The 24,849-nt window shown below is 55.7% G+C and carries 15 protein-coding genes; 6 read left to right on the top strand and 9 right to left on the bottom strand.

All coding sequences use genetic code 11. The features are described 5' to 3' along the window. Positions 1–92: 92 nt before the first annotated feature. Both HPC62_RS13550 and HPC62_RS13545 read right to left on the bottom strand, forming a co-directional pair. Positions 93–3,704, bottom strand: coding sequence for an AAA-like domain-containing protein (locus HPC62_RS13550; protein ID WP_172356488.1), 3,612 nt, complete (start codon positions 3,702–3,704; stop codon positions 93–95). Then, positions 3,701–5,203, bottom strand: coding sequence for an AAA-like domain-containing protein (locus HPC62_RS13545; RefSeq protein ID WP_216655258.1), 1,503 nt, complete (start codon positions 5,201–5,203; stop codon positions 3,701–3,703). Before HPC62_RS13545 ends, HPC62_RS13550 begins: the two co-directional genes overlap by 4 nt. 622 nt (positions 5,204–5,825) lie before the next feature. On the opposite strand from HPC62_RS13545, the gene HPC62_RS13540 reads away from it, so the two are divergent. From HPC62_RS13540 to HPC62_RS13525, 4 genes are all read left to right on the top strand, one after another. Next, positions 5,826–6,889 (top strand): ISKra4 family transposase gene (locus HPC62_RS13540; protein ID WP_172355863.1). Its coding sequence is split into 2 segments (ribosomal slippage): positions 5,826–5,982 and positions 5,982–6,889, totalling 1,065 coding nucleotides; the frame shifts between segments, so codons are not numbered across the junction. A 431-nt stretch (positions 6,890–7,320) separates the two neighbouring features. Continuing rightward, the gene (locus HPC62_RS13535; RefSeq protein ID WP_172356484.1) at positions 7,321–10,278 is read left to right on the top strand and encodes a GAF domain-containing hybrid sensor histidine kinase/response regulator; all 2,958 of its coding nucleotides are present in this window, start codon (positions 7,321–7,323) and stop codon (positions 10,276–10,278) included. 7 nt (positions 10,279–10,285) lie between these two features. Beyond that, positions 10,286–11,683 (top strand): hybrid sensor histidine kinase/response regulator, encoded by a 1,398-nt coding sequence (locus HPC62_RS13530; RefSeq protein WP_225910548.1) that lies wholly within the window; start codon positions 10,286–10,288, stop codon positions 11,681–11,683. Between the two features lie 1,014 nt (positions 11,684–12,697). Further along, positions 12,698–12,988 (top strand): IS1 family transposase, encoded by a 291-nt coding sequence (locus tag HPC62_RS13525; RefSeq protein WP_172356482.1) that lies wholly within the window; start codon positions 12,698–12,700, stop codon positions 12,986–12,988. Here the strand turns inward: HPC62_RS13525 and HPC62_RS13520 are convergent. From HPC62_RS13520 to HPC62_RS13500, 5 genes are all read right to left on the bottom strand, one after another. After that, a complete protein-coding gene (locus HPC62_RS13520) occupies positions 12,947–14,185 on the bottom strand; it encodes an AbrB family transcriptional regulator (RefSeq protein ID WP_172356480.1) in 1,239 nt (412 codons plus the stop codon). The genes HPC62_RS13525 and HPC62_RS13520 overlap by 42 nt on opposite strands. Before the next feature lie 249 nt (positions 14,186–14,434). Then, entirely contained in the window at positions 14,435–15,073 is a 639-nt protein-coding gene (locus HPC62_RS13515) for a cofactor assembly of complex C subunit B (RefSeq protein ID WP_172356478.1), read from the bottom strand. Between the two features lie 49 nt (positions 15,074–15,122). Then, positions 15,123–16,688 carry a circadian clock protein KaiC gene (gene kaiC, locus HPC62_RS13510; protein ID WP_172356476.1) on the bottom strand — a complete coding sequence of 522 codons (1,566 nt, stop codon included), beginning with the start codon at positions 16,686–16,688 and terminating at the stop codon, positions 15,123–15,125. 233 nt (positions 16,689–16,921) lie between these two features. Beyond that, the gene (gene kaiB / locus HPC62_RS13505; RefSeq protein WP_068507005.1) at positions 16,922–17,236 is read right to left on the bottom strand and encodes a circadian clock protein KaiB; all 315 of its coding nucleotides are present in this window, start codon (positions 17,234–17,236) and stop codon (positions 16,922–16,924) included. Between the two features lie 95 nt (positions 17,237–17,331). Continuing rightward, on the bottom strand, positions 17,332–18,186 hold the full coding sequence (locus tag HPC62_RS13500; protein ID WP_216655257.1) for a circadian clock protein KaiA: 855 nt from the start codon (positions 18,184–18,186) through the stop codon (positions 17,332–17,334). A 402-nt stretch (positions 18,187–18,588) separates the two neighbouring features. Here HPC62_RS13500 and HPC62_RS13495 point away from each other — a divergent pair, with 402 nt between their 5' ends. Continuing rightward, a complete protein-coding gene (locus tag HPC62_RS13495) occupies positions 18,589–21,390 on the top strand; it encodes an ATP-binding response regulator (RefSeq protein WP_172356474.1) in 2,802 nt (933 codons plus the stop codon). Positions 21,391–21,465: 75 nt separating this feature from the next. Beyond that, positions 21,466–21,813 carry a DUF952 domain-containing protein gene (locus HPC62_RS13490; protein WP_172356472.1) on the top strand — a complete coding sequence of 116 codons (348 nt, stop codon included), beginning with the start codon at positions 21,466–21,468 and terminating at the stop codon, positions 21,811–21,813. Positions 21,814–21,839: 26 nt separating this feature from the next. On the opposite strand, the gene HPC62_RS13485 is transcribed toward HPC62_RS13490, so the two are convergent. Together HPC62_RS13485 and cimA are read right to left on the bottom strand one after the other, a co-directional pair. Further along, entirely contained in the window at positions 21,840–22,712 is an 873-nt protein-coding gene (locus HPC62_RS13485) for a MinD/ParA family ATP-binding protein (RefSeq protein WP_172356470.1), read from the bottom strand. 99 nt (positions 22,713–22,811) lie between these two features. Further along, positions 22,812–24,458, bottom strand: coding sequence for a citramalate synthase (cimA, locus tag HPC62_RS13480; protein ID WP_172356468.1), 1,647 nt, complete (start codon positions 24,456–24,458; stop codon positions 22,812–22,814). Between the last annotated feature and the right edge of the window lie 391 nt (positions 24,459–24,849).

Here is a 24,849-nt window from a genome sequence, read left to right as displayed (position 1 = left end):
CTCTATCTATCGCCATGAGTCTCCATGAGGTTGCCCCGAATGTTGCTTAACGAGGATTCCGCTTGCAATGACCTGCCCACCGGCCCGGGCGCTCAGAAAAACTTGCGGCAAAGTTGGCGATCGCCCTCGTTCAGGGTCGGATGGGTTTTAAAGTAATCCCGCAGCCAGTTGCAGCCGTAGCCCATCAAGTCCAGATTCAGCAGAGAATCCATATTCCAGATAATGGCCACCCGGTCTTCGCCCCCCGATACCACCGTTTTCCTATCGGGGCTAAAGGCAATCGATCGCACGCCCGAATTGTGCCCTTGCAGATTAAACAAGCGCCCGGTAGTGCGATTCCACACAGTCACAGTGTTGTCCATGTTGCCAACTGCAACCTGCTGACCGTCTGGACTGATGGCTACCCGCGACAGGCCAAGCCCGTCTACTTCAACTGCTTCTAGCAGTTCTCCCGTGCGGCTCCATCGCCTAATCGTGCGATCGCGCCCCGTAGACACCAGCCACGTTCCATCTGGGCTAAACGCCACCCCCCACACGGCCCCCAGATGGTCTGCCAGGGTTAGCTTCGGTTCTGGAGATAGCCGTCCATCCGGTTCCAGTCCCCACACTTTAACTGTGCGGTCAATCGCTGCGGTTGCCACCTGCTGACCGTCGGGGCTAAAGGCCACGCTCCAGATCCGCGATGCCGGATGCGCCAGAATCGCTTGGTGTGGTGCAAACGAACCGTCCGCCCGGCGCGTCCAGAGCCGCAGGGCCCCGTCGTCTCCCACAGAGGCAATATGTCGTCCATCGGGGCTATACTGCACGTTCATAATGGAAGCCGTGTGGCCCGAAAGCGCGGTCGTGGTGCGGCTTTGTAGGTCGAGCAAGTAAAGGTTTGTATCTACGCTACCCAGGGCCAGGGTTTTGCCATCCGGGGCAAATGCGCCGGAGTTGAGCCGCTCTGGCAGGCTGAATTGATTGACTAATGCCCCATCCGATCGCCAGAAGCGAACCTGCGCTCCAGAGATGGTCGCCAATAGCAGCGGCTCTCCAGGCGCTTGAGGCTTATAGGCGACTTGATTCACCACTTCTGGTAGCCCAATCAGGGGGATTGAGAACGACGACGGTTTCCATAGCTTGACCTGTCCATCTTCTGATGCGGAAGCAATGGTCTGGTTGTCCGCTGCGATCGCCACATTCCGAACAACCGCCTGATGGCCTTGAAATGTTCTCAACGGGGTTCCATCGCTCCGCCAGAGCTTGACTGTCCGGTCGGCGCTGGCAGAGGCGAGGGTTCTGCCGTCGGCGCTAAAGCGGACGTGCAACACTTCGGCATCATGACCGGCCAACGTTTTGGAGAGGCGACCGGCCCGACTCCAAAGCCGGATTTGACTGTCCCCGCTGCCTGTGGCAAGCAGTTGCCCATTCGGGCTATGGGCGACACTCCATACAGGCGCATCGCTGACCTGAGTGGTCCGAATCAAGGTGCCATCCACTGTCCAGAAAGTCAGTTTTCCATCAGTGCTGCCCGACACAATCTGCTGACCATCAGGACTAAACACGGCTTGCCAGGTAGCCGCATCGTAGCCCGTTAGGGTGCGAACTAGGCTGCCGTCGGCAACGCGCCAGAGCTTGAGCGTGCGATCGCCGCTGGCAGACACCAAAAGGCGACTATCCGGGCTAAACGAAACGTTCCACACCGGGGCAGTGTGCCCTTTCAGCATTAAGCCAACGGAGCCGTCTAGCCTCCACAACTGCACCATGCCGTCTACGTTGGCCGTCGCTACAAATTGGCTATTGGGGCTGATGCGGATGCCGTGGGGCGTGGCGCTGGTGGACAGGGTGCGAACCAGGGTTCCGTCAGGCTTCCAAAGCTTAACGGTGCGATCAGTTCCCCCGGACGCAATCCACTCACCATCGGCACTCTGATCGACTGCCAGGACTCCTCCCTGATGACCGACCAGCCGATTCGTTTCATCCGCACCCTGAACCGCTTGCGCCAAAACCCTGTCAGTTTTCGCATCCAGATCTTGGCGCAGGGTCGGGTCGAGGAATAGCAGCGATTGAAATTTGTGACGCGCCTGAATCGCTTGGAACAGTGCATCGAGCCGCTGGTGTGAGGCGTAGTTGCCCTTGGAAGCAGCGGCGATCGCCCGCACCTCGCTCACTGCCGACCGCTGATAAGCATTGAGCGCCGCCAAACCAGACAGCACCGCAACCCCCAGCGCAATGCTCATGCCCACCAGTAGCCGCCGCTGGCTGCGAGAGCTCCGGCGCTCTAGCTCTAGCCGTGCTTCCACTTCTTGCAGCCGCTCCGCTTCGAGCTGCTGCTGCATGATGCGTCGATCTAGCCCCTGGCTAGCTGCCAAAAATTGATAATCTAAATCGCTTAGATATTTGCCCTGGGCCCAATCTACGGCCGCCTGGAGCGCCTGCCCCCGCAGCAGCCGCGATTCATCCTGAAAGCCAGAGTCTACCCAGGCATTCAGCGACTGGGCATAGGGACGCAGCCGATCCAGTTGCGTATTCACCCAGGCTTTGTCAAACACGGCTCTGTAAATGCGGTTTTTGACGCGCAGGATGCCGTTGTGCTTTTCGACCAGCCCGGAGAGCAGGAGTTGGGTTTGTTCGGGAGAGTCGGGTAGATTTTGGATTTTAGGTTTTGGATTGCTGGAGATTGCAGGTTCGCAGGGCGTTTGTGCAACAGGCTGGGGCAATGGAATCTGGGGCGATGGAATAGCCGTGTCGGCAGTTTCTCGCTGCAAGATCTGCTGATAAAGGCCCAGGAGACGGCTGGCGCATTGCTCGTTAATCAAGAGGCGATCGCGGATTGTTTTCAGGTGTTCTGGCTCGTCTTGCGATTCCCAATGCTGGAGAATGCGCGATCGCACCAGTTGATCAATCCACAGCGCTTCAGTGCCCGGTGGCAGCACGAGCTTGCCCGATGGAGCCTCCAGCGCAATCTGCACCACCAGATGACACAGCTTTTGGGTCAAAAACGGCTGCCCATTCGTCCAGCCCAAAATCGCCCGCACTACGGCAGACGGCTGGCTGACGATCCCCACTAGCCCTTCGATCAGCGGGGCGACTTCATCCGGCTGAAACCCAAATAGCTCGATCGCCGTGCCAATATTAAACGGGGTGCGGCGCTTGTCGTCGATCAGGTCAGAGGGCGTGGCTACGCCAAACAGAGCAAAGCTCAACTGCTGAAACAGGGGATTGTGCGATCGCTGGTTATAGCAATGCCGAATCCAGGCAAAAAAATCGCTCACGCCAAAGGGCAGGCTCAGCAGGCTGTCGATTTCGTCAATCAGAACTACGATGGGCTGCTGCGCCAACCGAGAGACTAGAACATCTTCTACAAACTGGTGCAACTGCTGCACAGGCGAGAGGTCAGCGTGGTTATCGCGCCACTGCTTCAGGTTGATCTGGCTATCTAGACCTACGCCGTGGTGCAGAATCGTGATAATGCCGCGATACCACTGGAGCGGTGTCAGGTTTTCGCTGCCCAGTTGCGTAATATCGAGATAAACGCAGAGACGGCCAGCTTCCTGAAGACGAGCGCTGGTGCGCTGGAGCAGCGACGACTTGCCCATCTGCCGCGAATTCAGCACATAGCAAAACTCTCCCCGAATCAGCGCTTGATAGAGATGCTCATCGGCCTGGCGCACCACATAGGTTGGGTCGCTGGCGCGGAGGCTGCCGCCGACCTGATATCTCATAGCAAGGGCGACTCAGACATAAACTGCTGCCGGAAGTATTGATGGTACAGCCGACAGCGGGACAGTACGCGATTCCCGCAGGGATTGTTTTGCAAATCACCCTCGTAGCGCAGCAAGCCCCGGCTTTCCAGCCGATAGGCCTGGAGCGGGTCTAGCAACACGCTCTGCCCACACTCGGCCAGCACAACGGTTCGCAGCGCCGCCAGCAGGTTTGGATGCTGTTGTATTGTTACCCAGTGTCGCCAGAGGTGGGGACGAAAAATGCCGCCTGTGGCGATCGCCCCTTGCACCAGTTGCGACAGCGACAGTCCATAGGTACAGATGTGATACAGCGCCATCCGCACCAGCCCTGGATGGCCGCCAATCAGATCGATCAGTTGCTCCACTTCGTCCATGCCCCAGGGTAGCCCATGCCGCTGCGCCAGATTTAGCACCTGCTCAGCCGAGAACTCCGGCAACCGCAGCGGCAAGCCGATATTAAAGGGCGATTGATTGATATCCAGCGCTACATACGCTTCGGTAGAATAAACCACCACCAAACGCAGCTTTTGCAGTGTTAGATCTCGCCGCGACTCCTCGTACCACGAGCGCAACAGCGGAAAAAAGTCCTGAGCAAAGGCGGTATGCTCAAAAAATCGATCGATCTCATTCAGCACCAGCACAACGGGCGCGTCGATCTGCTTGAGCAGATAGGTTTTCAGATAAAAGCTACAGCTTAGCTTGCTGCCAATCTCCTCATCCCAATAGTCTTCCAGGTTTGGCGGAATATGGAGCGCCTGCGCCAGCCGCAGACAGAAACTCCGCAAAAACTTACTGAGATCGTTTAGCAGCGCCGAGTCAAGCTGGTTGCAGTCTAGCGTCACCGTGCGATAGCCTTGCGCCTCGGCCACCGTCAGCAGGCGCAGCGTCAGCGAGGTCTTGCCCATGCCGCGCGGCGCACGAATCCGGATGACGCAACCGGGTTGAGAAATTTCCTGGTAGGCTAGCGCCTCGATGGGCGGGCGATCGATATAGAACGGTGAGTCGAGCGGTACAGGCCCGTCGGGGTAGGGCAGCGCTCCTGAGAGCGACGGGTTTGAAGGATGAACCGCCGCAGCGGGGCGAGGGCTGGCTTTGGGCCAATGAGTTGGAGGACTCAACGAACCAGACGATTCGCTGGAGCCTAGTTCTATCTCCGTTCTGGGTGATTGGGCAGGCAAGGGGCAAGGCGATTCGCCTGGGGCAACCTCCGATTCCGCCAAATCGCCGACGACAACGTAATCCCTGGACTGCAAATCTAAATTAAAGCTACTAAAGCAGAGGTGCAGCGTTCTTCGATCGATGCCAGAGTTGAGAGACCAGAGGCGGCTGAGGGTTTTGGTAGACACCCGAATCCGGTCGCCCAACTCTTCCAATGTAAAGCGTTCACCATCGTTTTCTGCAATTTCCACAGCGGCGATCGCCGCCTGCAATCGCTTCAGCCCTGCATGGGTCAGCACTACTCCTCGCCGTCGTTTCATTTTCGACTGCTTCGCTGTACCTGATTTTCCTATACTAGATATCTTTGCTTGATCTGCGTCTATCGTTGCCATAGCCCCTTTTCATTTCGCCAGTCCTATTGGTAGTGATACGGAGAGAGTAGTCTGCTGTACGCTACCACCAGAGATCCGCCTTCTGGAATTCAGGCTTACCATAGGCGATCGCCCGCTTAATCGACACGTTAGTCCAGCTTTTCTGACAGCCAACGCCAATATCCACTCATACTACCCGCAAATTTCCTGTAAAGACTTTAGATACGCTCCTGGTTAACTTCCTAACCGTTCCCACGCAATACCTCCCTTGACAACCGAAACCCGGCACAGAAATCCAGCGATGAAATCTGGCCCCTTATCGTCGCAAGCGATACAGCATTTCCTTTCGAGGGGACGCAAGTGCCAACCAAGAAAGGCGAGGGCTTTTGTCCCATCTCATGCCTCACCTGCTTCAAAAACGCTGTATTGGGCGCTTAGTAAACAAGCTTCTAGACAAGCCCCCACTCCATAGCCCGCAGGAATCGATGCAACTCCTTAAAGGGAGCATCCCACTTTCGCGAAAACAGTGCGAAGGGTGAGAATGGGAGGGTAGCCCCAGGGATGACTCACCATGACACCTGAAGACCAAAAGCGATTGGAAACTTGTACAGCAGAGATCGCCGAGATTTTGTATCGCAATAGCAACCGAGAGGGGCTCGATAGTCTAGAAGGCATCGAGCAGACTGTACGACGGCAAATGCTAGAGGAGGTGAGCCCTCGAGTTGCCCTTTTTTTGTCAACCAGAAAGCCTACCCCGCCCGAGGCCGGGTTCGCCGATTGAAGAGTTTGGTAGGGGTCCTTGAGATTCGTCAAAGTCAGGCAGAACGGTTAGGCGTAAAGGCTTACAGCCGTCTCAGTGGTGGCCTAGAGAAAGCCAACCTACGCTTAAGTGCCAACGAATCGTTTCAAGATGCAGAGGATGACATCGTAGCCCTGACCGGGATGCGGGTCGGGCACTCGACCCAACAACGTCTGGTGGGGCGTCAGTCGTTCGAGTCTGCCGAGGCTAAACAAGGCGTCAGTGAGGTCAGCATTGATGGCGGCAAAGTCCGTCTGCGTGACCTGCTAGAGTCCGATAGCCCGTGGCGAGACTACAAAGCGGTGCGGGTGGAGGGGATTTATTACAACGCCTTCTTCCAAGACAATGACAGCTTGATTGATTATCTCAGCGCTCAACGCTTGCTCTCCCCACTGGTCTGTCTGGGCGATGGTCACGCTGGGGTGTGGAATCTGTTTGCTCAACTCACCACCGTTGAGACCCGTTGGGAAATCCTCGATTGGTACCATCTCAAAGAAAACCTCTACAAAGTCGGTGGGTCGCTCAAGCGCTTAGCAGCGGCGGAAATGCTGTTATGGCAAGGTCAAGTGGAAGCCGCCAGGGCCCTCTTTGCCGACTGTCGGCGCAAGCAAGCCCGCAATTTTGAAGCCTATCTGAGCACCCATCGCTCTCGCATCGTGAATTATGGGTTCTACCAGGCTGAGCAACTCTGTTCTATTGGATCAGGAGCCGTAGAATCGGCTGTCAAACAGATTGGGCGACGCCTCCAAATTTCGGGTGCTCGCTGGAATACGGCCTCCGTTAATGCCATGTTGAGTCTGCGCTGTGCCTACCTCAATGGACAGCTCGCCAGTTGACTGTTTCATCGAAAGTGGGATGCTCCTCTCCTTAAAGGCAAGGCAACCATGCGAAAACTGTAATATTAAGAATTTGTAACGTCACTTGTCGTGTCTGCCGCACTCTGACCTTTCTTTCGTAAAACTTCTCCATCCGTTTGAACCTTCCCTCTAGCGGGTATTCTATGCTGTATAGTAGCCAAAATATAGACTTAATCAGCTTTTATAGCTGGTTTTCCAGTATTTTAGAGATTCTGTCAATCCCCTGGCGAAGAAACCTTCTTGCCAATCCACTTGTATTTGGATCTCTCATCGTTGTGTTTGTGTTTGATGGTTTGCCCGACGCGTTTCTAGGCTGTTCTCTCTGGTTGGCTGTCTTTTCTTTTCATACTGTTTAGTATCCGTGTGTTTATTGTTCGTTCGCCTCTACTAGCAAAATGTTTAGCCCATTGATGAATGGTCTTCTGTCGTCCGAGCAGTATATGCCCCACGGTCATTGTTATCTTTGGCAGACACCGCTGGTCAGCCTGCATGTGGTCAGTGATGCCCTAGTGGCGATCGCCTATTTTTCCATTCCAGCGATCCTGATTTACTTCGTCCGCAAGCGCGAAGACTTGCCCTTTTCCAGAGTGTTTTTCCTGTTCAGCGCGTTTATCGTGCTGTGTGGCATTGGGCACCTGTTCGACATTTGGACGCTGTGGCATCCGGACTATTGGCTTTCGGGGTTGGAACGAGCGCTAACCGCACTAGTGTCTTGCTATACAGCGCTCCAGCTGGTGGAACTGGTGCCGCAATTTTTGGCCCTCAAAAGCCCTGAGCAGCTAGAGCGGCTAAACCATCAGCTTGCCGCCGAGGTGGAGCAGCGCAAGCAGGCCGAGTCTCTGCTGGAGGTGCGGGTACAAGAGCGCACCAGCGAACTGCTGAAAACCAACGAGGCGATGCGCCAGGAGATCGAAGAACGCACCATAGCCGAACGCAAGCTACAGCAGTCGTTTGAGCGGGAACAGGCGATCGCCCGCGTGGTGCAGCGGATGCGCCAGAGCCTCAGCCTCAGCCACATTTTTGAGACGACCACCCACGAACTGCGACAAACGCTGGCGTGCGATCGCACCCTCATCTATCGATTCAACCCAGACTGGAGCGGCGAGGTGGTTGCCGAATCGGTCGCCGACGGCTGGAGCAAAATTGTCGTGTCGTCAGAAGTGACCGACGCTTCGTCGCTTTCTTCCAGCCTGGAAAACACAAATTCACACCACTCTTACAACGCTTCTCGCAACTCTGTAGATCTATCCAGTCCCAAAGATCTATCCAGCCCAAAGGATACGAACCCGCCTCCTGAAGCCAGCACGCTGGTCAACCAGGCGGGCTGCACCGTCAAACAATTCGATGGCACCGAAACCCTGATTCGGGATACCTACCTGCAAAATACCGAAGGCGGCATCTATCGGCGCAAGACTGGCTCGTACTGCTGCGTTCCGGATATCTACACGGCTGGCTTTTCTCCCTGCTACCTCAACGTTTTAGAAACCTTGCAGGCTCGTGCGTATACGATTGTCCCCATCTTTTGTCGCAATCAGCTTTGGGGGCTACTTGCCGCCTACCAAAACAGCGCTCCGCGCCAGTGGCAAGAGAACGAAGTGCAGATGATTCTGCAAATTGGTAGCCAGCTAGGGGTTGCGGTGCAGCAGGCAGAACTGCTTGCCCAAGCGCAGACCCAGGCAGAGGAATTGCAGCGGGCCAAAGATCAGGCCGATGCTGCAAACCGCGCAAAGAGCGAGTTTTTGGCCAACATAAGCCACGAACTGCGGACTCCGCTGAATGCCATCCTGGGGCTTAGCCAATTGCTCAGCCTAGATCACAGTCTTCACCAGGACTATCGAAATGACTTGGATACCATTCAAGCCAGCGGGGAACACCTGCTCCAACTGATCAACGACGTGCTGGAGATGTCGAAGATTGAGGCAGGGCGGCTCACCATTCAGGAGAGCGTGGTAAATCTCCAGGATTTGCTCAACAGTTTGCAAAGTATGCTGCAAGTCCGGGCAAATGCGAAAGGGCTGCGGTTGGCGTTTGAGATAGATGCGGATCTGCCCGTGGCGATCGCCACCGATGAAGGCAAGCTGCGCCAGGTTCTCATTAATCTGCTGGGCAATGCGGTTAAATTTACAGAAAAAGGCTGTGTGACGCTACGGGTTCGTGCAGTTCCACATTCCAGCAATTTGACAGCCTCAGATCTGCTGGCGTTCTACCGGTCACCGGCCGACTTGTATCTAGGTTCCATTGATGCAGCGGCTCATTCCACAGCCCACGCTGAAGCCCATTCCGAAGGAGCAGTGAAGCTGGCAACGCCATCCGGACTCAGCCAAACAGCATTCCACTTGCCGTCCAATCCCAAATCAGGCAACGAGGCTGCTCAGAAATACACGCCCATGTATCTGGTGTTTCAAGTAGAAGACACGGGCTATGGCATCGCTGAAGACGAGCTAGACCAACTCTTTAAGCCGTTTAAGCAGACTCGCAGCGGCATGAACGCTTCAGAAGGAACCGGCCTGGGGCTGACCATCAGCCGTAAGTATATACAGATGATGGGGGGCGACATCACGGCTCACAGCAAACTGGGGCAAGGCAGTGTGTTTACCTTCTGCATCCAGGCAGACGCGGTGGATGAATTCCTTTGCGTCCCCGAAACGACGGAGCCAAAAGGACGGGTATTGGGGTTAGCAATGGATCAGCCCACTTACCGTCTGCTGGTGGTAGAAGATCATCCGGTGAATCGAGATTTGCTGATTCGCTTGCTTAGTATTCACGGATTTGAGGTGCAGCAGGCGACTAATGGGCAAGAGGCGATCGCCCTCTGGAAAGCCTGGCGGCCCCACCTCATCCTGATGGATATGCAAATGCCCGTGATGAATGGCTACGAGGCAACTCGGCAGATTCGTCAGGAAGAGGAGAAACTGTTAGATACCAATCCCACTGCCAGTCACACCTGCATCATCGCCCTCACGGCCAGTGCCTTTCGAGAGCAGCGCCAGCAAATCCTGAATATGGGCTGTGACGACTTCATCAGCAAGCCCTTTAAGCGAGAGCAAATCTTTGAGGCGATCGCCCGCCATCTCTCTGTGCGCTATGTCTACGACGATGTTTCGTCAGAACGTGCAGTGGGTAGCGCCAGCACAACCCTCCCCATGCAGCTAGAGCCGGAGCAGTTTCAGTCGATTCCAACTTCCTGGATCGCCAATCTTCATCAGGCTGCCCTCCAGGGAAACGACCTGCGGATTTTAGACCTGTTGGGCGAACTTTCTTCCGATCAAGCCGAACTGCATCAAGCCTTGTCTTACATGGCCCAAGAATTTCAATTCGACAAAATTCTAGCGGCGACTCAGCCGCTTCTTGCCAATGCTGCATCCTAATCCTCCGATGGCTGAGACATCTCAGCACACCAGTATGCCAAACTCTATGCCCAACGCCACCCTAAACCCATTGTGCATCTCAGTGTCGGAGCAACCGCCGAATTCACCCCGACCCGATCTGCTGATCGTGGACGACATCCCGGACAACATCCGCTTTTTGTCAAAATTTCTGATGGCGCAGGGCTACGAAGTCCGCAAAGCCACCAGTGGGGCAATGGCACTGCGGGCGATCGCCGCCTTGATGCCAGACCTGATCTTGCTCGATGTCAACATGGGCGAGATGAGCGGCTATGAACTTTGCACCCGGCTCAAGACCGATCCGGCAACCCAGCACATCCCGATCATCTTTCTCAGCGCAGGCAGCGATACCCTCGATAAAGTCCAAGCTTTTAAGGTCGGTGGTTCGGACTACATCACCAAGCCCTTCCAGCTAGAAGAAGTGCTGGTGCGGATTCAGACCCAACTCACATTGCGATCGCTCCAGGAGTCGCAAAAAATTCAAAACCAAAAGCTGCGACAAACCCTGGAAGATCTCAAACGAGCGCAGGCCAGCCTAATCCAGCAGGAAAAAATGTCCACCCTGAAAAAGGTTGTAGCTGGCGTTGCCCACGAAGTCAACAATCCGCTGAGCTTTATTGCCGGCAACGTCGAGCCGGCCCGCCAGTACGTGCAAACCCTCGTCGAGTTGTCCCATCTCTACCAACAACACTACCCAGATCCACCCGCTGCCATTCGCGACTTCCAGACTGAGGTTGATTTAGATTTTGTTGCTGAAGATCTAAACAAAATCTTGCGGTCGATGAAAACAGGCGCAGCCCGCATCAAAACTGTCGTGTCGGCGCTGCGTAGCTTCACGCATCTAGACGAAGCAGGCCTCAAGCGCATCAGCCTGCAAGATACCGTAGAAACGGTCTTAACCCTCCTCCGCTATCGTCTGGAAAACCGCTCCACAGGTACGACTATTCAGGTTCGCAAACACTATCAGTCTATTCCTCCGGTCAATTGCTACGCTGAGCAAATCAGTCAGGCAATTTTTAATCTACTGGTCAATGCTGTCGATGCCGTCGAAGCAAAACTAGATCATCTGGAGAAAAATCCCTCAGAGGTTCCCTACACGCCAGAAATTGTAATCACGATTCGACAAGGGTCGGAGCGGTGCATCCTGCTCCAGATTCAAGACAACGGCATTGGTCTTTCCCAGGAAAAGCAGAGCCGTCTGTTTGAACCATTTTTTAGCACCAAGCCTGCGGGGAAAGGGCTGGGGCTGGGGCTAGTGACAGCTCGCCGCATTATTGAGGAGCAACACTACGGGCAACTCACCTATGCCTTCGAGGATCATTGCACTACATTTTCAATTTCCATACCTATCAGCGATCTCGCACTCTCTCCCGTCTCTCGCCCTTAGAACAGGCGCACTATTTTCTCTTTATAGAGAGCAGCTTCAGGGTGCCTTCAGTTCGTGGGTCTGGCTTGGCGGCGTTGGTTTTGTGCCGCTGCAATGCCCAATCGAACCAATTAGCAAGCATCTTAAAATATTAAGTGTCTTAAATGTCTCCAGGACTCACGCACTTGCGATGAGTTTTCTGAGTTTTGGACGATTTCTCGCGAATTGTCCAACTGCGTAAGTCCCATGCAAGCTGAACTATCTGAGATTATTCTGACAGTACCTGTATAACAGTACCTGTATATACACCCCTAAACGCCTACTCTAAATTACTCTAAATATAGATAAACCTATACAGTAGGTAACATTATGTCTTTTGGCAATCCCCCGAATGGATGACTTAAATTTCCAAACTGCTATGTTTTTTTTCACCTAAAGATGGGATTGTATTAGGGAGTAATTCGATCTAAAGCCGCTTTGCAAATGGGGCAGGTGCGTTTTTGCGGGTTGCAGGGTTCGTGTCTAGGTGTGTCTGTTTTCGGGTTCAGTTCGTTCAAGAAGGTTTGTTCTCTTTTTTGTGCGGTTTCTCAACTCTATGTCGGCTGTTTTGGCGAGGTGTGTAAGTCTGCTGGCAGTGTCTTGGCATTTTAGGATTCGAGTCAATTCGGAGTTGGGAACGAGGCGTGAGTAGTCCGTATGCCGCACGGCATGTTTTTGACATTTCTTTCACCAAGCGAGATACATAAGCAAAATACACGAGCAGTCTCAGGTCGTGGCGTTGCCGGGTGTTGGTCTTTGATCACACTGATGGGTTTGCCCTCTGCAGGCGTTGTGGCGCAGTTTACAGACTCTAGTGAGAGCGCTGTCTTCGCAGCAGGTCTTTGCTTTACCCCAATGGCACGACTTTTGAGCTTAGTTCTGACTTTCGACTATCAGAGCGGTTGTCGGCTTGTCTGACCGATGTTGCTGTGTTGAAAACGTGAGCCAGCCCAGAGCGGGTAATGGCTCATGCTTATGTAGTTGATTAATTGCGCTATGAAATGTCCTCAATGCGGTTCAAACCAGATTCGGAAGAATGGCCATCGCCAAGGAAAACAAAATTACCTTTGCAAGTGCTGTGGTCGCCAGTTTGTAGAGTTTTATTCCCAGCGGGGATACTCTGAAGATGCCCGCCAGATTTGTCTGCGGATGCATCGCTCTGGCATTAACTTTCACGAGATTGAGCGGCTGACGGGCATTAATCACAACACAGTGATCAACTGGGTGAAACAGCAAGAGATGTCTTCACTGCTCAGTATGGATGACGATGCCCTGCTGAGCAGCTAAGCGACTATCTATGTAGCTGGCCAGCCAGATCAGCCCTGGCAGGCTCAGGTTAATCACCAGCAGGCGCACCAAATGGGAGGCGGTGACTAGCTCCACATCGTGCTGGAGCGTGAGAGCAATCCAGATCATTTCTGGGGAGCCACCCGGCGCCGCAATCAGCAAGCAAGTGAGCCAGTCCCAGGGGGTCAGCGCTTTGGCGATCGCCGCCGTGAGCAGCCCCGCACTAAAGGTCAACGTGACCGGGATGATGGCCCGCGCTAGCGTGCTAAGCGTGATGCGCGGGCTGTTTGCCCAGTATTCGCCAATCGTTGTGCCCAGCAAAATCTGCCCCACTACCTTGAGCAGCGGTGGCAGGCTAAAGCTGGCATCAGCGCCGCTGGGCAGTCCAGCAAACCAGTCTGCAAAGCCCAGGGGCGCGAACCCCAGTCCTACTAGGATGGGGCAAAAGAAGGTGGCAACGGGAATGTTCAGCCGCGTGCCCAACTGGGCTGCGAGGGCTGCGGCCGCCAGCACAGCAGCTAGCTCTAGACCATTGCCTAGGGTCAGCCAGTGGGCATCGGGCAATAGCGCCGACAGGGTGCTTCGTAAATCGGTCGTGTGGGGAACCTGCGCCACTAGTGGAATCACGGCAATGATCGTGGTGAAGCGCAAAAGCTGCACCAGCGAAACGAATGCGGTGTTTTTGCTGTAGTCAGCAGCGATGCTGGCCATCACGCCGATATTGCCGGGGGTCGTCGCCAGCACGCCCGTTAGCAGGTCTACTTTCTCTAGACGGGAATAGAAATAGCCAATCACCCCGCCGCTGACTAGGAGCGTCATCCCCAGCAGCACCAGCACAGGAATTTGGGACGACAGGCTGGATAGCGTAGACTGCCGGATGGAAAAGCCAATCGCTAGACCGATGAGCACCTGACCCATTTTTCGCAGGGTTTTGTTGGGCAGAGCAGGTCGATGAAACCAGGTGCGATCGCCATAAAAGACCAGTGCCCCGGCTGCAACACCGCCCAAAATCCATGCGCCGCCGCTCAGCCCCAACATGATGAGCGCCAGTCCGATGAAACCCGCCAGCACCACTTCGGCGATCGCCCGCAATACCTTGACTCCAAGGCTACTTTCTAAATCAGCGGCGATCGCCTCAATCGTGTCTTCAGGTGGCTCAATAGGTGGCTCAATCCGTGGCGCGGTCGGGTCTGTCATGCTGCACAGGCAAGCGGTGAGAGGCTACGTCCCTGGCATGAGTGTATAGCAATTCCCGCCCCTCCAATCTCTCGGCCAAGGGTCTGCGGTTCTGGCGTAAGTTCAGCGTAATTTAGGACTTACGCAGTTGGAGGATTTCTCGCGGGCTGCGACCGCGAGAAATCCTCCAAAACCTAAAGAGCCTATCGCAAGTGCGTAAGTCCTGACAATTATTCAGGTTAAAAATCGGGACAGGTGCAGGAATCGTCCCTACAGGCGGAGCGTCTCGCCCAGCTTGTCGGCAATTCCGGCAATCCAGATTTCGTCCTGGCGGGTATAGCTGCGGGGGGCATTGGCGGCTAAGATAATCACGCCGCGATCGCCCATCGGCTGGCAGATCACGCCCTGGGTATTGTCTGGCAGATAGTCAAACTCAATCTTGCCGGGATAGAGTTGCAGGTTCACCAGATAAATCGGCTTCTGGGTATCCAGCGCCCGCTGCACAATGGGGCCGGGGGTTTTCATGACTTTGGGACTCAGCACACCGCGCCGCAGCAGCACGCGCCCGTCTTGCCACACCACGAGCGATCGCGTCACAGTATTGGTCAACAGCAGGTGCGAAGCCCAGGCCAGCTCCAGCTTGGCAGCGTCGGGCAAATCTTCTGCCAGGTCAAACCCTTCTTCGCCGTTGAGAATGACCGCATCGGGCGATCGCGGCTGGATGCGCTGCCACAGCAGCCCAGTAAGAATCAGCACCGCGCTCAAAATCACCCCCACCACGTCCGACCGGGCTTGAAAATCCGTCAGATTTGACGTAGCCAGTCGGTTAATCAGCAGCAGCGTGCCGCCCAGCCCGCCCACCGCCAGCGGCATCAGGCGCAGCACCCGATTTGGATCAGCCTTGCTCACGAGATTTGCTCAACGTGCAACACTTAGCGTAAAACAGCGTAAAACTACTCTAAACTTCGCCGTCGCTCTTTTCCTGGAAGCCCCGCACAATGCGGGATAGCTCGTTCTTCTCGTCTACCGAGATGCGGGTGGGCGAACCGCTGATGATCCGCTCAAAGTTGCGGAACGAATCCTTAATCTCTGGACCATTCTCGCTGATGATATATTCGCGGATGCCCTTGTCATGCCAGGAGCCACGCATCTTGAAGACGTTGATGGCGCGAGACATTTCGCCGCGAATCTCCACATATTGCAGCATCAAAATCGTGTCTGTAATCGTGGAAATGTGGGAATCGGTGATCGAGTGCGACCCCATGAATTGATCCGTGGTGTTGGTAAAGAAGCCCGTAATCTCCTCCTGCTTGGCATAGCCCGTCACGCCGATCACAAACTGCCGGAAGGCATTATTGCTCACGCCCCGCGCCAGCGCCGAGAGCGAGTCGATGGCAATGCGCGACGGCTTGAACTCGGCAATTTCTGACTTAATAATTTGCAGGTGGTCTTCCAAACCCGCCGATTCGGGATAGGCGCAGATGATTTTGAGCAGGCCGCGCTGCTCCAGGTCTTCAAAGTCAATACCCCAGGAATAGGCGTTGCGCGAAAGCTGCGCCCGCGACTCTTCATAGGCAAACAGGATGGCGCGTTCGCCGTTCTGACAGGCGTTTTGCAAAAACATGCTGACCAGCAGCGTCTTGCCTGTCCCTGTTGCCCCTGTTGCCAGGATGATCGAGTCTTTGAAAAAGCCGCCGCCACACATCGAGTCCAGCGTTGCCACGCCAGACGACACGCGGGCATTAGAGGAGCGCTGGGTCAGGCGCATGGCTCCTAGGGGGAAGATATTGATGCCCTGATTGGTGATGGTGAAGGGATATTCGCCCTTCATGTGGGTGGTGCCGCGCAGCTTCAGGATTTCCATCGTGCGGCGGCGGCGTTCGCCCTCTAGCACGTTCCGCACAATCACCACGTTGTCAGACACAAACTCTTCGACCCCAAAGCGGGCGACGGGGCCGTATTCATCGACGCGCTCTGTCGTCATGATGGTGGTTGCGCCGACCTGCTTGAGGCGAGCCACCAGGCGAAAGATTTCGCGCCGCACCACAGAAACGGCGGCATATTGCTGAAACACTGCCGTTACCGAGTCGATCGAGACGCGCTTGGCTTTGTATTTTCGGATGGCGTATTGAATCCGTTCGATCAGCGCCGACAGGTCAAAGTTGCCGACGACTTCCTGCCCTTCGGGATCGGGCGAAGCATCAAGGATGAACAGCTTGCCGTCGTCGATCAGCTTTTGCAGATCCCAGCCAAAGCTGTAGGCGTTTTTGATGATGTCAGCAGGGGCTTCTTCAAAGGTGACGAAGATGCCTGCTTCGTCGAAGTGAGTAATGCCGTTGTAGAGGAACTGCACCGCAAAGAGGGTTTTGCCGGTTCCAGAGGTGCCGCTAACGAGCGTGGCGCGTCCGACTGGCAGCCCACCGTTGCTAATGTCGTCAAAGCCCTCAATCATGGTGCGAATCTTCTGGACACCCATGAGAGCCGCGCCGTTCTGCTGCTGTCCAGTCTGACTCGAATCGTTCATACCCAGATATCTACCCAAAATTTAGAAACTTTTAGAAACCTTGAAGACTCGAAGCGAAGATTCAATGAGGTTTGCTGCTGGAATCGATGGGGCTGATGAGGCAGCTTTAGAAGACGCTGGTAGTCGTGTAGGGTATTCGTGTAGACGGGCGATCGCCCTATCCCTACACGCTGTCTAAAACGCAGCCAGTCCGGTAAAAACGCAGCCAGCACCCCCCAGAAATCCCAGACACTCTAGATTTCTGCCTCCTCTTCACCCAATTCATCATACAGAAGGTCAAGGCCGATCAAGACTTTTTCTCGGTCAGATAGATCGCCAATGATCTTGCGGACAGGGGGCGGCAGAATCTTAGCCAGGGTCGGCGTTGCCAGAATTTTGTCTTCCTCTGCAAGCTGGGGGTTCTTCAGCACGTCAATCACTTTGAGCGCGTAGACTCCCTGAAATTCATTCTCCAGGATGTGGTTCAGGGTTTTCAGCGCCCGCACGGAGTTCGGAGTATTCCCGGCAACGTAGAGCTTGAGGATGTAGGTTTTTCTTAGAGGACTCATGGGTTGATGGGAAAGGCAATCGAATAAAGAATATTGATATAAACCTGGGCGGATAGATAGTGAGATTTGCAACGAGCCAGTAAGGTTCAGCGGATTCAGGTTTCGCGAGGAATCGAGCGGCGATACATCTCACACAAATGGGCAATCACATCAATCAAAGTCAGCCGATAGTCAAGCAGAATTTCGTCGTTGCGTCCCTCCAGTTTGAGCTGTTTGGCAAACTCATCCATTAACTCCATATGAATCTCAACGACCTGCGCCACTGGCACGTCGGCAAAAAACGCCAGGTTCACGAAGTTATCGATTTTTTCGTTGAGATGTGAGTCTTCTATGAAGTAGCGGAGAATGATCTCTCGGTATTCGGCCTTAAGCTGTTCCAGAAATTCCTGCCGCTCTGGGGGGGGCATGTGTCGAAGGAAGTTTGCGGAATTACGCTTGTAGTAGACCCCCAGGTATCCTAGGCGTTCGCTCAACTTCTCAGAGAGGCGACGCTGCTGCTGAATCAGAGAGGAATGGGTCGTAAGCGTGCCAACCCGACTGGGGGTAGACGGATTCAAGCTGGAGGGGGTTGCAGACAGCTTGAGGAATTGGTTGATCGCCTTTTCGGTTAGATGTTCTAGATCGGAGAACTGAGTTACCGGGACGTGCAGGATCGCCGAGTGGTAGGTGATGGCATCTGCTTCTTGCAGCAACTCGTCGAAAATTGCATCGGCAGAGGGCACGGGCTGGAGGGGTTCCGGCTCTAGCACGATGGCAGGCAGAAAGATACTCCTTTGGCGAAGCTGAGAGAGGGCTGTTTTGAGGTCGGGGCTGTTCTCAAACAGCAGACAGTCGATCTGACGCTTTTCGCGCTGAACGTAGTCTAGAAAGAGGTCGAGCTGGTGGAAAGACGTGACCCGACATCGAGAGCGATCGCCCCCGATCATCATATCGCTTTGCCAAGCCTGCAAGAGTGAAGGAAGCAGGCCCTGGGGGTAGATTAACGCGCAGAGAGAAAGCAAGGGCGTGAGTCAGGGATTGCAATGAGCAAGTTGGCAAAAGTCTCGAAGATTCTGCAAGAAATCTGCAAAAAAGGTGACAGTTCTTCAGGCAAAATCGTTGGGAAACGCAACATTTAGCACTAATGTTAGAAGTTTAACACTAGTTATCGGGGCAAACGTTTCCAATCCCTGGATCACACCACCATAATGAGTTTAGGTCTTACGCAATGGGACGGTTTCTCGCAGGCGCAGCCCGCGAGAAATCGTCCAAGACCTAGAAAACTTATCGCAAGTGCGTAAGTCCTAAAGTTTATTGGGTTTAGTGGGTTTTAGGTTATAGCGCTCACCGACCCGGAGTTCTGCCTTGGTGCTATGCCCATTCCTCGACTGCGCGATTTTTTGGAACCCATGTTGTCAGTCTCTATCAAAGAGACGCTGATTGGGCTGATGGCTCAGGGTCGGCAGCAAGAGACAGCTGAGGCGATCGCCGTGGATGAACAGGGTGCGCCGCTGGGTCGGCTGCAAATCAGCCGTATCCTCACACTCTTGCACCTAGACCTGCCCGCAGAGGCGACCCCGCTGCTAGATACCAGCCTAGAAGATATTTTGATCGATCATCCTGCGCTGCTGCAACCGCTGACAGTGCTGCCAGCCGATTGGGAAGTGACCGAGGGTTGGCACTGGCTCCATGCCAGCGATCCGCCGTGGGTGCTGGTGGATGAGGCGGGCAAGGTGCTGGGCGCAGTAGATGCAATCGCCTTTTGGCGACATTTTGCCGTTCTGCCAGCGAGGGCTGACGGGCCGTCCGCTTTCACCGCTCCCGATGCTCTGGCTGCTTCAGCATCACCGACCGACTCATCTTTCCCACCAGACGCGCCTGAACCCCCCTCTGCACTGCCTACCGTCAAACCTGAGAATAGTGCGGGCGATCGCCCCTGGCAGATTGCCGTTGGCACGGCCTCGTCCCCCTTTGGGCGATCCAAGCACAAGGCTCAGCCAGCCGAGGGTGAATCGCCGCTGGGGTCGGGGCTGGTGGGGCTGGTCAAAGGGCTACCTGTGCCGATGATCCTGTGGCGAGCAGAGTGTGGAGGGGTGGCCTATAGCCAGGGTTGGCAGCAGCAGATTGGCGACGAACCCAAGGTGCTGGAGGCGATCGCCGCGATGGAGGAGGCCGACGTTGCTCAGACGGAGGTGCGGTTACCGCCGTTTTGCCGTCTCGAAGCAGAGCCACCCACCGGGCGATCGCCCAAACCTGCGGCAGCGTGGCCGACCCACAGCCCTGCCCACGGTTCCACTCATAGTTCCGCTTATAGCCCCACTCAAAAAGCCCATACGCTACACCAGCGAATCCCCAAAGAGCCAACCCCGACTCCGCCCAACCGCGTCTCTACCCTGCCGCCCTCGCCCCAGCCGCGTCATCTTCATCCCCAAGACATCCTTTCCGACAGCCCCGACGAGGAATATTTTCCAGACCGCGTGTGGCAACTGACCCGGTTCTCGTTGGGCAAAAGCAGCACGCCAGACCTCCAGCCCCTCTGGCTGGTGATTGCTCAAGATGTAACCGAGCAGCACCAGATGGCGCGAGAGTTGGCCACAAAAACCGCTGAGCTAGCCCAGCTTAACCGCCTCAAGGACGAGTTCTTATCCTGCATCAGCCACGAGCTGAAAACCCCGCTGACAGCGGTGCTGGGTCTATCGAGCCTGCTCAAGGAACAGCTAGTTGGGCCCCTCAACGATCGCCAGGCCCGCTATGCTCAACTCATCTATCAGAGTGGTCGCCATCTGACGCTGATTGTAAACGACATTCTGGATCTGACCCGGATTGAAACTGGGCAGCTTGAGCTAAATCTGGAGTCTGTCGAGCTAGCTTCCCTCTGTCATCGGGCCTATGAGCAGGCCCGCCAGCTTCATCAGGAAGTTTCTGTGTCTGAAGCCGGAAAAGCCGCCGAGACGCTTGAAGAACCAGAATTTAGCCTGAGCATTCAGCCGGGGCTAAGCGAAATGACGGCGGATGACCTGCGGTTGCGGCAAATGCTGACCAACCTGCTCTCCAACGCGCTCAAGTTTACGCCGACGACGGGCAAGGTGGGGCTGGAAGTGACTACTTGGGATGGCTGGGTGGCTTTTACTGTCTGGGATACGGGCATTGGCATCGCGGCAGATAAGCAGCATCTCATCTTCCAAAAATTTCAGCAGCTTGAAAACCCCTTAACGCGACGGTTTGAAGGCACCGGGTTGGGATTGGTGCTGACGCAGCGCATTGCCCGACTGCACGGTGGCGACGTTACCTTTATCTCTGAGGAAGGCAAGGGCAGTCGCTTTACGGTGCTGCTGCCCAAAGATGTGCAGCCCCGGCCGACCAAACTGCCGCTTCATGCATCCCGAAAACTTCAGCAGCGGCTTGTGCTGGTGGCCGAGACGAACACGGCCCGAATTGAGATGCTGGATTCTGGTTTGCGCCAGTTGGGCTATCGGGTGGCGATCGCCCGCAGCGGCACCGAAGCCCTGGAAAAAGTGCGGCGGCTCCAGCCTGCGCTGGTGATTTTGAACCCGAATCTGCCGCTGCTGTCGGGCTGGGACGTGCTAACGCTGCTCAAGGCCGGCATCGATACTCGCGCCACGCCCGTCATCTGGAGCGGCAGCACGGAGGAAAAACCGAGAGCGATCGCCTACGGGGCCAGCGCTTGCCTGAGTCACCCCATCCACCCTGAGTCTCTTCGCAAGAGCATTCTGGAAGCCACCCAGACACCGGATGAGTGGTCGCCGATTCCTGCCAATCGCCTGACTGTGCTGCATCTGCGTCTGTCGCCCCAGGCGCTTGCTGCCGATGGCCCCAGCGTGTCAGAGCTATTGCACAGCTACCCCTACCGGGTGGTGGAGGTGAGTGATCTCGACCAGGCAGATTTGCTGGCGCGGGTCTGGAAGCCCCATGTGGTCGTGCTGGAAGGCAGCCTGCCCGATCCCACTACCTATTTCAAACATCTCTATGAACATACGGTGCTGAGTACCGTGCCGATGGTTACCCTCACCCCTGAAGCTACCCAATCTGCTAACCGCGTGCCAGGGCTGACGGTGTTTCCCTGTCTGGCACCGCTGACCCCCGTCGATGCGTTTGGCGCGGTCGAAGAATCGGCCCTGTTTCAGGTCATTCAGGTGGCAAGCGGGCGAGGGTGAGTCTTGGAGTCGGTTCTCGAAGGCATCTCACCCGTCCGTCCTGTGGTTGTCCATCACGTTTCCTAGTGCCTGCCTATGCTCCTGTTCCACATTACAACTCAACCCCAATGGCGGCGGGCCCAGGCGTTGGGCGAGTATCGGGCCCCCAGTTTGGACGCAGAGGGCTTTATGCACTGTTCCACCGCAGCGCAAATTAGCTGGGTGGCGAATACTTTCTTTGCGGGGCAGACGGGGTTGATGCTGCTGTGGATTGAGGGCGATCGCCTCCAGTCTCCGCTTCAGTATGACGAGGTAGCGGGCGTGCCTGTTGACCGCCACTTTCCCCACGTCTACGGTTCGCTCAATTTGGATGCCGTGGTGCGCGTGCAGCCGCTGCAACCCAGCGCAGACGGATCATTTGCGATCGCCCTTACGCCTCAGTAGCGCGTTTCGTGCCTAATCTCGCGTGCCTAATCTACAGATTTGGGATCTGGCGGCAAATCGGCAGAAACAGATTGCAACTGAGTGATAGGCGCGAGCGCTTTGATCACAGGCGCTTTGATCAACTGATGGGCGATCGCCTCTAGCGCAAGACTGAGCGGATGATCGGGATAGGTCAGGTAAAACAGCCCAGTGCTGCCCAGCGCCAGCATCTCATCCTCCATCGGCAACACGCCAATCATGGCGTTGCCATAGCTATGCTCCAACTTGCGCCAGACTTCCCTCAGCCCATAGGCAGGCGGCACCTGGTTAGCCAATAGCCAGACTTGAGGGACTTCCAGCGTGTGGGCAATGTCCATCCGCACGGCCAGGCTTTGAAACTCGGTCGCATCCAGCCCCAGCACCAAAACGACTGCATCGGACACTGCCATCCATAGCATTGTGCCTTCGTCCAGTTCGGGGTAAGTGTCGATGAGCAGAAACTCTAGCCCCAGTCGCTCTGCCACGGTGCGGAGGCCCTGCCCCAGGGGGTCGGGATCGTAGCCCTGCTGAAGACACCGCTGCACATCCCGCACCCGCAGGTCGGGCGGCACTAGGCACAGATCGCCCCCCAGCAGCAACACAGTGCCTTGGCCTATCGGAATAGCAGTACTTGAAAAGGGTAGCGGGCGATCGCCCGATTCGGAATCGCTCGTCCAGTTGCTCCACACGTCCTGATTAATTGCTACATCGTCCAACGCAGCCGTTCGACCAAACAGGGCATGAATTCCTGGCGCAGCGCCATCCGCATCCAGAACGCCCACACGGTAGCCCTGGGCGGCAATGCAAGCTGCCAAATTTGCCGTCAGATTGGTTCTGCCGACCCCGTGGCGACAGGACTGGAGTGAAATCAACGTGGGCATGGAGGGGCAACCCCGTTACTTCTCACGTTATTTCTCATCAGTATGACGAAGTTTTGCAGGAATAGGATTAATCCCTGCTGCTTCGGCCGAGTTTCGACTTCAGGTGCTAAGCACTGCCTCCGCCTGATTTTGTAGCAGCAGACCATATTCCAGTCCCTCCACCACCGCCTGATAAGACGCTTCGATGATGTTGGTAGACACGCCCACGGTCGTCCAGCGCTGGTGGCCATTGCTCGACTCCACCAGCACGCGAGTTTTGGCCGAAGTCCCCGCGCCGCCATCGAGAATCCGCACTTTGTAATCCGTCAGGTGGAATTGGGCGATCGCCGGGTAAACATTCACCAGCGCCTTCCGCAGGGCTGCATCCAGCGCCGACACGGGGCCATTGCCCTCAGCCGCCTCCAGATAGTCCTTGCCGTCAATCCGGACCTTGATCGTTGCCAGCGCGTAGGAATTGCCGTCATTCATCTCTGGAGCCATATCGCACCGCGCCTGAAAGCCCTGTAGCTCAAAGAACCGCTGCCGCTGCCCCAGCGCCTCCCGCATCAGCAGCTCAAAGCTAGCCTCCGCCGCTTCAAACTGATACCCTTCGTTTTCCAGCGTTTTCAAGTGCTGCAAAATATGGCGACAGGTGGGATCATCCTTTTCTAGCTCGATGCCAAAGCTGCGGGCCTTGGCCAGCACATTGCTCAGCCCGGCCTGGTCAGAAATCACAATGCGGCGGCGGTTGCCCACCTGCTCTGGGCGGATGTGTTCGTAGGTCAGCGGGTTGCGCTCTACGGCGCTGACGTGGATGCCGCCCTTGTGGGCAAAGGCAGATAGTCCCACAAATGGCGCGTGGTCGTCCGGGGCCAGATTGACAATCTCGCTGATCAGGCGGCTGGTGTCGGTTAGTTTGGCCAGTTGCTCCTCACGGACGCAGGCATAGCCCAGCTTCAGTTGGAGGTTGGGGATCAGCGTGCATAGGTTGGCATTGCCGCAGCGCTCGCCGTAGCCGTTGATCGTGCCCTGCACCATGCGTGCGCCCTCGCCCACGGCCGCCAGGGCATTGGCCACCGCCGTGCCAGAGTCATTGTGGGTATGGATGCCGATTTGGGGAGCAGGGCGATCGGGGTCGAGCGGGTGGCTAGCCAGGTGATTGACAATATATTTGGATACCGCGCGGGTAATCGTGGCCACGTCTTGGGGCAGCGTGCCGCCGTTGGTGTCGCAGAGGACGAGCCATTCCGCCCCTCCGGCGATCGCCGCCCCCAGGGTTTCCAGCGCATAGTCAGGATTTTGCCGATACCCGTCAAACCAATGCTCTGCGTCGTAGATTACGCGCCGCCCCTGGCTGCGGAAATAGCTCAGCGTATCGCGGATCATCTCCAGGTTTTCGTCCAGCGTGGTCTTCAGCCCCTCGACAACGTGCAGATCCCACGACTTCCCAAACACCGTCACCCAGCGCGTCCCCGCCGACAAAATCGGTTGCAGCATCGGGTCTTCGGCAGCGGTGCGTCCCGGTCGGCGAGTAGAACAAAAAGCCACAATTTCCGCCTGGGACAGCGGTTCTTCTTTGATTTGCCAGAAAAACTGCACGTCTTTGGGGTTTGCGCCCGGCCAGCCACCTTCGATAAAGGGAATGCCCATCTGGTCAAGCTGGTGGGCGATTCGCAGCTTGTCTTCTAAGGAAAGCGACAGCCCTTCTCGCTGGGCACCGTCGCGCAGGGTGGTGTCGTAAATCCAGATCGGTTCGGCAGTGGTCATTGAGAGGTGTGGGGTTAGAGGGTAGAAATCAGGAGAAATCAGGAGGATAAGCGCAAACCTTGCGTTTCCCAAACGCTTCAAAAGATTTTTCAAAAGACTCCCTGAGGGAGGTGAATGCAAGTCAAAAAGGAATGTTAAAGTTCAGATGGAGTTTAGATGGACAAATGTATTTCAGTATTCGTGTATTTGGCTGATTTTGCAGAGTTCCAGTCCTCAGAGCCTCGATTTTTCAGAGCCTCGATTTTGAGGGAGCTTTTGAGGGTGCTACCGAACTGCTCCAGCCAAGTGGTTCTGTTTCTTCGCCGTGCTAGGTCTATGCTGCCAGTGCAGACTTTAGGAAAACCGTCTGAGGACAAAGCAGGAAACTATCTCCGTCAGATCCTATTACAGC

The organism is Thermoleptolyngbya sichuanensis A183, from assembly GCF_013177315.1.
GTDB classification, from domain to species: domain Bacteria; phylum Cyanobacteriota; class Cyanobacteriia; order Elainellales; family Elainellaceae; genus Thermoleptolyngbya; species Thermoleptolyngbya sichuanensis.
This window is presented reverse-complemented; position numbering and strand designations above follow the sequence as displayed.

Bases quoted from the DNA above. Each gene is read 5' to 3' on its own strand.
- HPC62_RS13530 (WP_225910548.1), top strand. From the start codon at position 10,286: ATGGCTGAGACATCTCAGCACACCAGTATGCCAAACTCTATGCCCAAC.
- HPC62_RS13520 (WP_172356480.1), bottom strand. From the start codon at position 14,185: ATGACAGACCCGACCGCGCCACGGATTGAGCCACCTATTGAGCCACCT.
- HPC62_RS13550 (WP_172356488.1), bottom strand. From the start codon at position 3,704: ATGAGATATCAGGTCGGCGGCAGCCTCCGCGCCAGCGACCCAACCTAT.
- HPC62_RS13535 (WP_172356484.1), top strand. From the start codon at position 7,321: ATGAATGGTCTTCTGTCGTCCGAGCAGTATATGCCCCACGGTCATTGT.
- HPC62_RS13485 (WP_172356470.1), bottom strand. From the start codon at position 22,712: ATGCCCACGTTGATTTCACTCCAGTCCTGTCGCCACGGGGTCGGCAGA.
- cimA (WP_172356468.1), bottom strand. From the start codon at position 24,458: ATGACCACTGCCGAACCGATCTGGATTTACGACACCACCCTGCGCGAC.
- HPC62_RS13545 (WP_216655258.1), bottom strand. From the start codon at position 5,203: ATGAAACGACGGCGAGGAGTAGTGCTGACCCATGCAGGGCTGAAGCGA.
- HPC62_RS13525 (WP_172356482.1), top strand. From the start codon at position 12,698: ATGAAATGTCCTCAATGCGGTTCAAACCAGATTCGGAAGAATGGCCAT.
- kaiC (WP_172356476.1), bottom strand. From the start codon at position 16,688: ATGAACGATTCGAGTCAGACTGGACAGCAGCAGAACGGCGCGGCTCTC.
- HPC62_RS13490 (WP_172356472.1), top strand. From the start codon at position 21,466: ATGCTCCTGTTCCACATTACAACTCAACCCCAATGGCGGCGGGCCCAG.
- HPC62_RS13495 (WP_172356474.1), top strand. From the start codon at position 18,589: ATGCCCATTCCTCGACTGCGCGATTTTTTGGAACCCATGTTGTCAGTC.
- kaiB (WP_068507005.1), bottom strand. From the start codon at position 17,236: ATGAGTCCTCTAAGAAAAACCTACATCCTCAAGCTCTACGTTGCCGGG.